Annotated in this window: 14 protein-coding genes; 12 read left to right on the top strand and 2 right to left on the bottom strand. The window is 68.1% G+C overall.

From position 1 onward, the window contains the following. Nucleotide 1 precedes the first annotated feature (1 nt). Genes ACEL92_RS26065 through ACEL92_RS26040 form a run of 6 tightly spaced genes read left to right on the top strand, consistent with a single transcriptional unit; the run spans nt 2 to nt 5,324 of the window. Entirely contained in the window at nt 2-766 is a 765-nt protein-coding gene (locus ACEL92_RS26065) for an HpcH/HpaI aldolase/citrate lyase family protein (RefSeq protein ID WP_374023441.1), read from the top strand. Continuing rightward, nucleotides 756-920 carry a hypothetical protein gene (locus ACEL92_RS26060; RefSeq protein ID WP_374023440.1) on the top strand — a complete coding sequence of 55 codons (165 nt, stop codon included), beginning with the start codon at nt 756-758 and terminating at the stop codon, nt 918-920. Before ACEL92_RS26065 ends, ACEL92_RS26060 begins: the two co-directional genes overlap by 11 nt. Continuing rightward, complete coding sequence (locus ACEL92_RS26055; protein ID WP_374023439.1) at nt 917-1,645, top strand: SDR family NAD(P)-dependent oxidoreductase; 729 nt, start codon at nt 917-919, stop codon at nt 1,643-1,645. Before ACEL92_RS26060 ends, ACEL92_RS26055 begins: the two co-directional genes overlap by 4 nt. Then, nucleotides 1,627-3,147 (top strand): flavin-containing monooxygenase, encoded by a 1,521-nt coding sequence (locus tag ACEL92_RS26050; RefSeq protein WP_374023438.1) that lies wholly within the window; start codon nt 1,627-1,629, stop codon nt 3,145-3,147. Before ACEL92_RS26055 ends, ACEL92_RS26050 begins: the two co-directional genes overlap by 19 nt. After that, a complete protein-coding gene (locus ACEL92_RS26045) occupies nt 3,144-4,100 on the top strand; it encodes an alpha/beta hydrolase (protein WP_374023437.1) in 957 nt (318 codons plus the stop codon). Before ACEL92_RS26050 ends, ACEL92_RS26045 begins: the two co-directional genes overlap by 4 nt. 30 nt (nt 4,101-4,130) lie before the next feature. Then, nucleotides 4,131-5,324, top strand: coding sequence for an enolase C-terminal domain-like protein (locus ACEL92_RS26040; protein WP_374023436.1), 1,194 nt, complete (start codon nt 4,131-4,133; stop codon nt 5,322-5,324). Here the strand turns inward: ACEL92_RS26040 and ACEL92_RS26035 are convergent, their stop codons facing one another. Beyond that, nucleotides 5,325-6,434 (bottom strand): alcohol dehydrogenase catalytic domain-containing protein, encoded by a 1,110-nt coding sequence (locus tag ACEL92_RS26035; protein WP_374023435.1) that lies wholly within the window; start codon nt 6,432-6,434, stop codon nt 5,325-5,327. A gap of 14 nt (nt 6,435-6,448) precedes the next feature. On the opposite strand from ACEL92_RS26035, the gene ACEL92_RS26030 reads away from it, so the two are divergent. The 3 genes from ACEL92_RS26030 to ACEL92_RS26020 all read left to right on the top strand — a co-directional run bounded on the left by ACEL92_RS26030 (nt 6,449) and on the right by ACEL92_RS26020 (nt 8,605). Continuing rightward, on the top strand, nt 6,449-6,940 hold the full coding sequence (locus tag ACEL92_RS26030; protein WP_374023434.1) for an acyl-CoA thioesterase: 492 nt from the start codon (nt 6,449-6,451) through the stop codon (nt 6,938-6,940). 94 nt (nt 6,941-7,034) lie between these two features. After that, the gene (locus tag ACEL92_RS26025) at nt 7,035-7,475 is read left to right on the top strand and encodes an SRPBCC family protein (protein ID WP_374023433.1); all 441 of its coding nucleotides are present in this window, start codon (nt 7,035-7,037) and stop codon (nt 7,473-7,475) included. Nucleotides 7,476-7,519: 44 nt separating this feature from the next. Next, nucleotides 7,520-8,605: an IS630 family transposase gene (locus ACEL92_RS26020; RefSeq protein WP_374023432.1), complete on the top strand. Its 1,086-nt coding sequence runs from the start codon at nt 7,520-7,522 to the stop codon at nt 8,603-8,605. A 31-nt stretch (nt 8,606-8,636) separates the two neighbouring features. On the opposite strand, the gene ACEL92_RS26015 is transcribed toward ACEL92_RS26020, so the two are convergent. Next, nucleotides 8,637-9,329 carry a GntR family transcriptional regulator gene (locus ACEL92_RS26015; RefSeq protein WP_082968199.1) on the bottom strand — a complete coding sequence of 231 codons (693 nt, stop codon included), beginning with the start codon at nt 9,327-9,329 and terminating at the stop codon, nt 8,637-8,639. A gap of 160 nt (nt 9,330-9,489) precedes the next feature. Between ACEL92_RS26015 and fadD5 the strand changes: the two genes are divergently transcribed. The 3 genes from fadD5 to ACEL92_RS26000 all read left to right on the top strand — a co-directional run bounded on the left by fadD5 (nt 9,490) and on the right by ACEL92_RS26000 (nt 13,146). Continuing rightward, nucleotides 9,490-11,106 carry a fatty-acid--CoA ligase FadD5 gene (gene fadD5, locus ACEL92_RS26010; RefSeq protein ID WP_374023431.1) on the top strand — a complete coding sequence of 539 codons (1,617 nt, stop codon included), beginning with the start codon at nt 9,490-9,492 and terminating at the stop codon, nt 11,104-11,106. 353 nt (nt 11,107-11,459) lie between these two features. Then, nucleotides 11,460-12,275 (top strand): ABC transporter permease, encoded by an 816-nt coding sequence (locus tag ACEL92_RS26005; RefSeq protein WP_067270001.1) that lies wholly within the window; start codon nt 11,460-11,462, stop codon nt 12,273-12,275. 1 nt (nt 12,276) lies between these two features. Continuing rightward, entirely contained in the window at nt 12,277-13,146 is an 870-nt protein-coding gene (locus ACEL92_RS26000) for an MlaE family ABC transporter permease (RefSeq protein WP_374023430.1), read from the top strand. The last annotated feature ends 1 nt before the right edge of the window (nt 13,147 follow it).

Below are 13,147 nucleotides of genomic sequence, written 5' to 3'. Positions count from 1 at the left end.
CGTGACCGACGACTCGCGCAGCGCGTTGCAGCGGGCGCTGCACCGGGGCGGCCCGATATGGGGCGGCTGGATCACCAGCCCTACGCTGCTCGGTCCGGAGGAATTCGCCAGGGCCGGTTATGATTACGTGGGCTTCGACGCCCAGCATGGCTACCTCGACGACGCCGACATCGCCGCCATGCTGCGCCGAACCGAACACCTGCCGATCGGTACCGTGGTGCGGCTACCCAACGCCGACGCGGCACCGATCGGTCGGGTGCTGGATGCCGGCGCCGACGCAGTCGTCATCGCGATGGTCGAGTCGGCGGACGAGGCCGCCGCGGCGGTGGCAGCCACCCGCTACCAGCCCGCGGGCGTCCGCAGCTTCGGCCCGCTGCGCGCCAGCCTGGGCCGCGACACCGCCATGCTGGAATCCCGGGTCAGCGTTTTCGCCATGATCGAGACCGCCGCGGCGCTGTCCGGCCTCGACGAGATCTGCGCGGTCGACGGGCTCGCCGGGCTCTATATCGGGCCCGCCGATCTGGCGCTCTCGCTGGGCGTGGATGTGGTTGGCGCGACCGGGCATCGGGTCGTCCTGGACGCCATCGTGCAAACCCACCGCGCGGCCACCGCGGCCGGGCTGGTGACCGGCATACACGCCGGGGACGGCACGACGGGCCGGGCCATGGCGAAGCTGGGGCTGTCGATGATCACGCTGACGGCCGAGTCGCACGCCCTGCGCCGGGGCGCCGCCGAGCACCTGCGGGAGGCGAAGCATGACGGATGACCGGGCCGCGATCGTCGAACTGCTCGCCGACGGCGCTGAATTCCTGTTCTGCGAAAGAGTTTTCGCCGGACACGAGGGCGTCGGGAAGATGTTCCGGGATGCCCCGTGCGGGCTGCACCGCCCGTCCGACACCCCCGAGGTCACGCCGTCATGAACGAACGCGTCGCCCTGGTCACCGGCGCGGCCGGCGGGCAGGGCTGGGCCATCGCCAACCGGCTGCGCGTCAGCGGCTACTCGGTGGCCGCGTGCGACCGGCGCGCCGACGAGCTGACCGGCCTGGTGGGCGAGCTGGGTGACGAGGGGGTGATCGCGATCGATCTCGACGTGACGTCGGAGCCAATGTGGAGGTCGGCCGTGCGCGCCGTGATCGACCGCTTCGGCGCGCTGACCACCCTGGTCAACAACGCCGGCGTGCTGCATCGGGCATCGCTGGCCGACGAGACGGCCGACGCCTTCGAAAGGTCCTGGCGGGTCAACTGTTTGGGCGCCTTCCTAGGCATCCAGGTGACGCTGGAGCACCTGCGGGCGGCCACCGGCGCCGCCGTCGTCAACATCTGCAGCACCGGCGCCATCAGACCCTTCCCGCACCACGCCGCCTACGGCTCGGCGAAGTGGGCGTTGCGCGGCCTGACCCAGAACGCCGCCGCCGAACTCGCCCCGCTGGGAATCCGGGTCAACGCCGTGTTCCCCGGACCGATCGCGACCCCGATGCTCGACGACGCCACTCAGCTGCGGCTGGCCGCGTCGTCGGCCTTCGGGCGGATCGGCCAGCCGCGCGAGGTCGCCGACGCGGTGGCGTTCCTGGTGTCCGAGGAGGCGTCGTTCATCACCGGCGCCGAACTGGTCGTCGACGGCGGCCAATGCGTGCAGATCCGATGACCGGCCCCACGGTCGGCATCATCGGCGCGGGTCCGGGCGGATTGGCGCTCGGAATCCTGCTCTCGCGGGCCGGGTTTAAAGATTTCACCATCTTCGACCGGGAAGACGGGGTCGGCGGCACTTGGCGGATCAACACGTATCCGGGGCTGGCGTGCGATGTCAAATCGCACCTGTACTCCTACTCGTTCGACCTGAACCCGGACTGGTCGCGGCTGTGGTCGGCCCAGCCCGAGATACTGGCGTACTTCCAGCGGTGCGCCGACAAATACGGCCTGGGCCCACATTTGAAGCTGCGGACCGACATCCGGTCGGCGCGGTGGGAGGAGGACGCCCGGCGGTGGTGCTTGACCACAAGCGAGGGGCAATTGCATCACTTCGACGTCGTGGTCTCCGCCGTCGGCCTGTTCACTCGCCCGCTCCTGCCGGATCTCGTGGAGCAGGAGCCGTTCACCGGAACCGTGCTGCACTCGGCACGCTGGGACCACTCGATCCCGTTGGAGGGCAAGCGGATTGCCGTGCTCGGCACGGGGTCCACGGCGTCGCAGCTGTTGCCCGAACTGGCCAAGGTGGCCGGCCGTGTTTATTCGGTGCAGCGGTCGCCGACCTGGATCCTGCCCAAGCCCGACCGGCACTACACGCGGCGCGAGCGCTGGGTATTCGCCCACGTGCCGGGGGCCAAGAAGCTGTACCGGACCCGGCTGTGGCTGCGCAGCGAAGCCAACATATCGGTGATCGAGAACGGCAGCGACAAGACCCAGGAGTTCAAGGCGGTCGCCCTGCGCCTGCTCGAAAATGCGGTCCCCGACCAGGATTTGCGCCGCAAGCTCACGCCGACCCACCCCCTGGGCTGTAAGCGGCTGGTCTTCTCCTCCGACTACCTGCGCGCGCTGACCCGGCCCAATGTCGAGGTGTTGACCAGTCCGGCGCGGTACCTGCGCGCCCGGTCGCTGGTCACCGAGGACGGCACCGAACGCGAGGTCGACGTCGTGGTATGCGCCACCGGCTACGCCGCCGCCGACTATCTGGGCGAGTTGGACGTGTCCGGGGAGGGCGGCACCACCCTGCGCGAGGCCTGGCGCGACGGGGCACACGCCTACCTGGGGATGGCCGTGCCCGGGTTTCCCAACTTCTTCATGCTGTACGGCCCGAACACCAATGTCGGATCCAACAGCGTGATCTTCATGCTCGAGGCCCAGGCGCGCTACATCGTGCGGGCACTGAAACACCTGCGGCGCAAGGGCAAGACCTACATCGCGGTGCGGCCCGCTGCCCTCACCGACTTCCTCGCCAAGATCGACCGCTGGATGGTCGGCACCGTGTGGACCACCCAGTGCAGCAACTACTTCCGTGCCCCGAACGGCCGCGTGGTGACGCAATGGCCGCGCAGCGCGCGCAGTTTTTGGGGCATGACCCGGAGGTTCAGGCCAGCCGACTTCCGATTCGAACCCACCGCCGATTCCCCGTCGGGGGCATTGACCGCGGCGGAGGGCGGAACGCGATGACGGAACTGGATGGCGCCGACCGGCTTGACCCCGCACTGCGGGCCATTGCGACCACCCGTACCGACTTTTCCTACTGCTCAATCGCACTCATCCGCGACCCGTTCAACGAGCGTCGCCGGGCCGCCGCGGAACAGACCGATGTGGGGGGTGTCCAGATCGGCGACGAGACGGCGCCGGCCGAGCCGCCGGTGCGGGTACGGATTTATCGCGGCGGGTCCCCACCGGCGCCCGCGGTGGTCTACTGCCATGCAGGTGGGTTCGCGCTGGGAAACCTGGACACCGACCATCGACAGTGCGTCGAACTCGCCCGCCGCGGCCGCTGCACGGTGGTGTCGGTCGACTACCGCCTCGCGCCCGAACACCCCTACCCGGCCGCATTCGCCGACGCCAGCGCGGTGCTGAGGTGGGTGGTAACCGATGCCGGCGAGCTGGGCATCGATCCGACCCGGATCGCCGTCGCCGGCAGCAGCGCCGGCGCCACCCTGGCCGCGTGCCTGGCGCAGGCGGCGGCCGACGGGTCACTCCCCCCGGTCGTCTTCCAGTTGCTGCACCAGCCGGTGCTGGACGATCGAGTCACCCCGTCCAAGAAGGAGTTCCGTAGCAGCCCGGCGTTCGACGGTGAGGCCGCCGACCTGATGTGGGGCCACTACCTGGGCGGAACGGCCAGGCCGGACTCGGCCGTGCCCGCGCGGCGGGACGGGTTCGACGGGCTCGCCCCGGCGCTGATCACGTGCGCGGAGATCGATCCCTTCCGCGACGAGGCGGTCGACTACGCGCTGCGCCTGCTGCACGCCGGGGTGTCGGTCGAACTGCACGTGTTCGCCGGCACCTGCCACGGATTCGACTCGCTGCTGCCCGATTCGCCGACGTCCGAGCGGTTGTTCGCGCTGCAGGCCCACGCCCTCGGCAGCGCCTTGCACGGCAGCGGCGCGGGACCTTCGCCTCTACGCTGAGGGCTGGGGCCGTCGGCAGAATGTGCTGCCATGAAGATCACCGGCCTCCAGGTCGTGCCGTTCGAGACACGCGTCGACCGAATCTCGTTCGGCCAGCTGATGACCGACTACCGCGTGGTGCAGACCGTGACCAAGGTGACCACCGACGAGGGCATCGAGGGCTACTACTTCGGCGGCCACTTCCACGGGGACCAGGACGGCCTGCTGCCGGGGGACCGCGCGATCATCACCCAATTCCTGAGCCCGCTGCTGTCTGGCCAGGACCCGCTCGACCGGGCCGAGATATGGCGGCAACTGTGGGCGGCCAAGCTACCCGAAAACGTCTGCAGCGTAATTGATCTCGCACTTTGGGATCTGGCCGGCCGAGTCGCCGGGCTGCCGGTCCGCAAATTGCTGGGCGGCGCCCGAGACCGGGTCAAGGCCTACGCCAGCAGTTTCAACAATCTCGGGTCGCCCGAGGCGTACGCCGCGCACGCCGTCGAATGCAAAGGTCAGGGCTACGGCGCCTACAAGATTCACCCCTATCACTACTGGAATCCGGCGACGGGTCGTTTCGCCTTGCCGCGGCCGTCGTATGTGGACTGGGACATCCGGGTGTGTCGCGAGGTGCGTGCGGCGGTGGGGGACGAGATGGTGCTGATGTTCGACCCCTGGGGCACCTACCACACCTACGAGGACGCGCTGCGGGTCGGGCGCGAGCTGGAGCGTCTGAGCTTCTACTGGTACGAGCACCCGATGCCGGAGTACCGGGTGGAGTCCTACCGGCGACTTGGCGACGAACTCGACATCCCGATCTGCTCTCCCGAGATCGCCGAGGGCGGCATCTTCACCCGGGCGGACTGGATCCTGCGCCACGCCTCCGACATCAGCCGCATCGACGTCCTGCGCGGAGGCATCACGGGCGTGATGAAGCTGGCAGGGATGTGCGAGGCGGTCGGCGTGCGATGCGAGCTGCACATGAGCGGCTTCGGCAACCTGCAGGTGCTCGGCGCCACGAGCGAAGACGTCTGCGAGTACTACGAGCGCGGCCTGCTCGGGCCCGGCGCCCGCTACGACGCCGCGCCGCCCTACCTGACGGCGCCGTGCGACCCGCTCACCGCGGACGGGTTCGTCGAGATACCGTCGACTCCCGGACTGGGCTACCAAATCCGCTGGGACTACATCGAAGAACACCGCCTGCCGGACACGGCTGTGGAGCCCGTCGCGCCGTTACACCCGCGGTAGTCAGTCGAATTTGATGAGCTGCCGCACGGCGGTGCCGTCGGCGAGGTTGTCCATCGCCTCGTTGATCTGATCCAGCCGGATCGACGAGGACACCAGCGCCTCCACCGGAAGCCGGCCCGATTGCCACAGCGCGACGAACCGGGGGATGTCGCGGCTGGGCACCGCCGAACCCAGGTAACTACCGATCAGCGATCGTCCTTCGGCGACAAAACCCAACGGCGACAACGAGATTCGTGCGTCCGGCGGCGGCAGCCCGACGGTGACGGTACGGCCGCCCGGAGCGGTGAGGGCAATGGCCGTCTCGAGGGCGGCGGGATGGCCGACGGCCTCGATGACCACGGCGGCTTTCACGCCGGCTTCGACGGCCTGTTGCGGCGTGTACGCCTCGTGCGCGCCGCGGGCGCGCGCGCCGGTCAGCTTGTCCGGCAGTTGGTCGACGGCGACCACGGTCACGCCGTCGTAGGTGAGCGCGGTGAGCACCGCCGCCATGCCCACACCGCCCAGGCCGACGACGGCGACCGTCTGGCCCGGCTGCGGATCGCCGACGTTGAGCACGGCGCCCCCGCCCGTCAGCACCGCGCAGCCCAGCAACGCGGCGACCTCGGCTGGCACGTCGGGTGGCACCGCGACCACGCTGGCGCGGTTGACCACCGCGTGCGTCGCGAATCCCGACACCCCCAGGTGGTGATACACGCGGTGGCCGGCCTGGTTGAGCCGGATGTCCCCGCCCAGTAACGTCCCCGCGGCGTTGGCCGCGCTGCCCGGCTCGCACGGTGTCAGACCCCCGGTCGCGCAGGCCGCGCAGTGGCCGCACCGCGGCAGGAACACCAGCACCACCCGCTCGCCGATCGCCAGATCCGACACGTCGTCGCCGATCTGCTCGACGATTCCGGCCGCCTCGTGACCGAGCAGCATCGGCACCGGACGCACCCGGTTGCCGTCGACCACCGACAGGTCCGAATGACACACGCCGGCGGCTTCGATGCGGACCATCACCTCACCACTGCCGGGCGGATCCAGGTCGAGATCGACGACGCGGATCGGCCGGGAGTCGGCGTACGGGCGGGCCAGACCGATCCGGTCCAGCACGGCTCCCCGAATCTGAACCATGCTGGAATACAACCATGGCTTCCGAACCCCCGGCCTCGCCGGCTCCGGCTGTGCCGCCCGCACCGGACGGACTCACCAGCGACGACTTCCCGGTGCTGTGGCCGGTGGGAACCCGGTGGGCCGACAACGACATGTTCGGCCACCTCAACAATGCCGTGTACTACCAGTTGTTCGACACCGCCATCAACGCCTGGATCAACACCGGCACCGGGCTGGACCCGCTCACCACGCCTGCACTCGGCATCGTCGCCGAGTCGGGCTGCCGGTACTTCTCCGAGTTGCATTTCCCCGAGGGCCTCACCGTGGGGGTGGCGGTGACCCGGCTGGGCCGCAGCAGCGCCACCTACCGGCTCGGCTTGTTCCGGGCGGCGCGGGACGGACAGGCTCAGCCCATCACCGCGCTGGGCCACTGGGTGCACGTCTACGTCGATCGCGCCACCCGCAAGCCGGTCGAAATCCCCGACCCCGTCCGGTCGTTGCTGTCCACGGCGCGCGTCGACCGGTAGGCCCGAGAGTGCCCGGGGCGCCGCGGCTTTCGCGAGAAATCACCGCCCGGGCCGCACCGTCGGAACGCGTCGCGCACCCGGCTATGCTTCGCCAATGCCAGTTATGAGCAAGACCGTCGAGATCAACGCCGACGCCGCCTTGATCATGGCGATCGTCGCGGACTTCGAGGCTTATCCGCAGTGGAACGAGGAGATCAAGGGCCTCTGGGTGCTTGCCCGCTACGACGACGGGCGCCCCAGTCAGCTGCGGCTCGACACCGACTACCAAGGCATGCAGAGCGTGTTCATCCAGGCCGTGTACTACCCGGGGGAGAACCAGATCCAGACCGTCCTGCAGCAGGGCGACCTCTTCACCAAGCAGGAGCAGTTGTTCAGCGTGGTGGAGATGGGCACGTCGAGCCTGCTGACCGTGGACTTGGACGTCGAGACCTCGATGCCGGTTCCGGCGCCGATGGTCAAGCAGCTCGTCGGCAACGTCCTGGACCACCTCGCCGAAAGCCTCAAGCGGCGCGCCGAACAGCTGGCAGCGGGCTAGTGTCGTGAGTCAATAATTCACATGTAGTGTTTTAGAATTGGTGGGTGCCGAATCCTGTCGCGCCTGTGGTGGATCTGACCGAGGACGAGCGTTCCCAGTTGTTGGCGTGGTCGCGGCGGTCGACCAGTGCTAACGGGTTGGCGACGCGGTCACGAATCGTGTTGGCCGCCGCCGAGGGAATGAGCAATACCGCCATCGCTGCCAAGCTCGATGTGCATATCAGCAGCGCCCGGAAGTGGCGAACGCGGTTTGTGACCTTGCGGCTGGAAGGTTTACTCGATGAACCACGGCCCGGCCGGCCACGCACGGTTGCCGACGAGCAGGTCGAAGCGGTGATCACCGCGACGCTGGAGAGCACTCCTCGCGATGCCACGCACTGGTCGACGCGGTCGTTGGCCGCTGAACTGGGGATGTCGCAATCAGCGGTGTCGCGGATCTGGCGGGCGTTCGGATTGGCTCCGCACAAACAGGATTCGTGGAAACTGTCTAAGGACCCGCTGTTCGTCGAAAAGGTCCGCGACATCGTCGGGTTGTATATGGATCCCCCGGAGCGGGCCCTGGTGCTCTGCGTGGACGAGAAGACTCAGATTCAAGCACTCAACCGCACCGCGCCGGTGTTTCCGATGCTGCCGGGCACACCAGCACGGGCCAGCCACGACTACGTCCGTCACGGCACCTCGAGCCTGTATGCCGCACTCGACCTGGCGACCGGCAAGGTCATCGGCTCGCTGCACTCCCGACACCGCGCTCAGGAATTCCTGGCATTCTTGAAAAAGATCGATGCCGAGGTGCCCGCCGACCTCGACTGCCACGTCGTACTGGACAACGCTTCGACACATAAGACGCCCGCGGTAAAGCGTTGGCTCACAGCACATCCGCGTTTCGTACTGCACTTCACCCCGACGAGTGCCTCCTGGCTCAACCTGGTCGAACGCTGGTTCGCCGAACTGACCACCAAGAAACTACGCCGCGGCACCCACACCTCAGTACGCCAACTCAACACGGACATCCGCACCTGGATCCAAACCTGGAACGACAACCCCCGCCCCTACGTCTGGACCAAGACCGCAGACCAAATCCTCGAATCCGTCGCTAACTACTGCCGACGAATTAACGACTCACAACACTAGTCGCCCGGCTTCGCCGCGCTTGCGACCGCCGCTAGTCGAAGATCCCGGTGCGGTCCCGCATCTCCGTCAGCCTTGCCGCCGCGTCGGTGAACTGCCACACGGTGTGCTCGATCACCGCGGCGGCGTCGCGCCGGCGCAGCGCGGCGATCAGCTGCCGGTGGTTGTCCACAGCGGCGGCGCCCCATTGCTGATCGGCCGCGTACACCAGCACCGGCATGTAGCGCGCGGCGTTGAGCAGGAACCAGGCCAGCTTGATCCGCCCGCTCGCCTGATTGAAGACCCGATGGAAGGCGAACTCGATGCCCGCGATGGTCTCGGCGTCGCCGGACCCGACGGCCGCCGCGAGCGCCTCGTTGATGCGTTCGAGCTCGTCGATCTCGGCGTCGGTGATGTGGTCGGTGGCCGCGGCGGCCAGCTCCTTGGCGATGGTGGCCTGCAGCCAGAAGATGTCCTCGACGTCCTGGCGCGTCAGGGGCAGCACGACGTGGCCGCGGTGCGGTTCCAGCTGCACCATGCCCTCGCCGCGCAGCTTCAGCAGGGCTTCGCGCACCGGCGTGACGCTGACGCCGAGCTCGGCCGCGGTCTCATCGAGGCGGATGAACGTCCCCGGCCGCAGCGCCCCGGACATGATCGCCGCCCGAAGGTGACCCGCGACCTCGTCGGACAACTGTGCCCGGCGCAGGGGCCGTCGGCGCCTCAGTCGCGTGGAGATCGGTGCGTTCACGGGGGCTGCCAGGGCTTTCGGGGCGTCGCGGAGGTTGGTTTGAAACTTTTGTCGGGGCTTGTCAGCAGGGCTTTCAGGCCATAATGTGACCCAGACAACACCATGTTTTATCAAATATCAACCTGGCGCAAGCGGTGCGCGAGTGAAGGGGAAGGCCGGAGTGACCGCGCAATTAGCGAGCCATCTGACGCAGGGGACGGAGCAGCCGTATCTGTCCCGGCGCCAGAACTGGGTGACCCAACTCGAACGGCACGCCCTGATGCAGCCGGGCGCCCCGGCGCTGCGGTTCCTGGGCAAGACCGTGACGTGGGGGCACCTGCGGCAGCGGGTGGCGGCGCTGGCCGATGCGTTGAGCCGGCGGGGAGTCGGCTTCGGCGACCGGGTCATGGTGTTGATGCTCAACCGCACCGAGTTCGTCGAGTCGGTGCTCGCGGTCAACATGCTGGGCGCCATCGCCGTGCCGCTGAACTTCCGGCTAACTCCCGCCGAGATCGCCTTCCTGGTCCAGGACTGTGAAGCCCGCGTGATGATCACCGAGACGGTGCTCGCTCCGGTGGCCGCGGGGGTGCGCGAGGTCGAGCGGCTGCTGGACACCATCGTCGTAGCCGGCGGCGCGGGCGACGAGAGCCTGCTCGGCTACGAAGACCTGATCGGCGAGCAGGGCGCCAGGCATGAGCCCGTCGACATTCCGAACGATTCGCCGGCGCTGATCATGTACACCTCGGGCACCACAGGCCGCCCGAAGGGCGCCGTGCTCACCCACACCAACCTGACCGGTCAGACCATGACGGGCCTGTACACCAACGGCGCCGACATCAACAGCGACGTCGGTTTCGTCGGCGTCCCGTTCTTCCACATCGCGGGCATCGGCAACATGCTGACCGGGCTGCTGCTCGGCACCCCGACGGTGATCTACCCGCTCGGCGCGTTCGAGCCGGGGCAACTGCTCGACGTGCTGGCCGAAGAGAAGGTCACCGGCCTGTTCCTGGTGCCCGCGCAGTGGCAGGCGGTTTGCGCCGAGCAACGGGCGCGGCCCCGCGACCTGAAGCTGCGGGTGATGTCCTGGGGGGCCGCGCCGGCGCCCGATGCGCTGCTGCGCGAGATGTCGGCGACGTTCCCCGGCACCCAGATCCTGGCCGCGTTCGGCCAGACCGAGATGTCTCCGGTCACCTGCATGCTGCCGGGCGAGGACGCGATCCGTAAACGCGGCTCGGTCGGCAAGGTGATACCGACCGTGGCCGCCCGCGTGGTCGACGAGAACATGAACGACGTGCCGACCGGCGAGGTCGGCGAAATCGTTTACCGCGCACCAACTTTGATGAGCGGCTACTGGAACAACCCGGAGGCCACCGCGGAGGCGTTCGCCGGCGGGTGGTTCCACTCCGGCGACCTCGTCCGGATGGACGAGGAGGGTTACGTCTGGGTGGTGGATCGCAAGAAGGACATGATCATCTCCGGCGGCGAGAACATCTACTGCGCCGAGGTGGAGAACGTCCTGGCCAGCCACCCGAGCATCGTCGAGGTCGCGGTCATCGGGCGCACCCACGAGAAGTGGGGCGAGGTCCCCATTGCGGTCGCGGCCGTCGCCGGCGGCCAGCTGCGGCTCGACGAGCTCGAGGAGTTCCTGACCGAGCGGCTGGCGCGCTACAAGCATCCCAAGGCGCTCGAGATCGTCGATGCGTTGCCGCGCAACCCCGCCGGTAAGGTGCTCAAGACTGAGCTACGGATCCGGTACGGAACCGCCAATATCGATGAAAAGCATTCCCGTGCAAGGTAATTCACGATCAGAGAGGAAGGCTGGCGGAACCTGTAACGTTTGCCCGCTGTTGACGAAGGGTTAATTGTGCAGATGCAGTTCACACGTGCATGGCCATCGGGTACATTCCTGTGGTCTCCGTTACTACTTGTCAGTAGGGAGCCGATGGTCACACACGTTGGGTCGGGGAGAAACGGCGGCATCCCCGGCCGCGTTGGGGCTGCCTCCCGGTTACGGAAGACGGCGAGGGGTGGGGGTACCCCCGGCCGCGTTGGGGGCACCGCCCGCTTGCGGCGGACGGTGAGGGGGACAGGCGTGCGACACGATTCGCCGCCGCGCCGAGAGGCGGGCGGTATCAGCTGGAGGGGGCAGCGGTGACTTCAACGTCGGCGAGTCGACGGGGCCCCTACTTGGTCGGTTACGTACGCGACCAACTGCAGACCCCGCTGACGCTTATCGGGGGATTCTTCCGGATGTGCGTCCTCACCGGCCGGGCACTGTTCCGCTGGCCGTTCCAATGGCGCGAATTCGTCCTCCAGTGCTGGTTCATCATGCGGGTGGCTTTCCTGCCGACCATCATGGTGTCGATCCCGCTGACGGTCCTGCTGATCTTCACGCTCAATGTGCTGCTGGCCCAGTTCGGGGCCGCGGACCTGTCCGGCGCCGGCGCGGCGATCGGTGCGGTCACCCAGCTCGGCCCGCTCACCACGGTGCTGGTGGTGGCCGGCGCCGGGTCGACGGCGATCTGCGCGGACCTCGGCGCCCGCACCATCCGCGAGGAGATCGACGCCATGGAGGTGCTCGGCATCGATCCGATCCACCGGCTGGTGGTCCCGCGGGTGATCGCCGCGACCCTGGTCGCCACCCTGCTCAACGGCCTGGTGATCACCGTCGGCCTGGTCGGCGGCTACCTGTTCGGCGTCTACCTGCAAAACGTGTCGGGCGGCGCCTACCTCGCCACCCTGACCACGATCACGGGTCTGCCGGAGGTCGTCATCGCGACCGTGAAGGCCGCGACGTTCGGCCTGATCGCCGGGCTGGTCGGCTGCTACCGCGGCCTGACCGTGCGGGGTGGCTCGAAGGGCCTGGGCACCGCCGTCAACGAGACCGTCGTGCTCTGCGTCGTCGCGCTGTACGCGGTCAACGTGGTGCTAACGACCATCGGCGTGCGATTCGGAACGGGCCACTGACATGTCGACCGCTGCCGTATTGCGCGCCCGCTTCCCGCGGGCAGCCGAAAACCTCAACCGCTACGGCGGTGCCGCGGCCCGCGGCCTCGACGACGTCGGCCAGATGGCGTGGTTCGGGGCGGTGGCCCTGGGCCACATCCCGCACGCGCTGCGCAACTACCGCAAGGAGACGCTGCGGCTGATCGCCCAGATCGGGATGGGCACCGGCGCCATGGCCGTCATCGGCGGCACCGTCGCGATCGTCGGCTTCGTGACCCTGTCCGGTAGCTCGCTGGTCGCCATTCAGGGCTTCGCCTCGCTGGGCAACATCGGCGTCGAGGCGTTCACCGGCTTCTTCGCCGCGTTGATCAACGTCCGCATCGCCGCCCCCGTCGTCACCGGCATCGCCATGGCCGCCACCGTCGGCGCCGGCGCGACCGCCGAGCTGGGCGCCATGCGCATCAGCGAAGAGATCGACGCCCTGGAAGTCATGGGCATCAAGTCGGTTTCGTTCCTGGCCACCACTCGGATCATGGCCGGGCTGGTCGTCATCATTCCGCTCTACTCGCTGGCCATGATCATGTCGTTCCTCTCGCCGCAGATCACCACCACGGTCCTGTACGGCCAATCCAACGGAACCTACGAGCACTACTTCCGGACGTTCCTGCGTCCCGACGACGTGTTCTGGTCGTTCCTCGAGGCCATCATCATCACGGCGGTCGTGATGATCACGCACTGCTTCTACGGATACAACGCCGGCGGCGGACCCGTCGGCGTCGGAGAGGCCGTCGGCCGATCGATGCGTTTCTCGTTGGTCTCGGTCCAGGTCGTCGTTCTGGCAGCCGCGTTGGCGCTCTACGGTGTCAACCCCAACTTCGCCCTCACGGTGTAGC

The sequence above is a fragment of the Mycobacterium hainanense genome, from assembly GCF_041890355.1.
Taxonomy (GTDB): Bacteria; Actinomycetota; Actinomycetes; order Mycobacteriales; family Mycobacteriaceae; genus Mycobacterium; species Mycobacterium hainanense.
The sequence above is the reverse complement of the archived record's forward strand: the minus strand, read 5'-3'. Positions and strand labels throughout refer to the sequence as shown.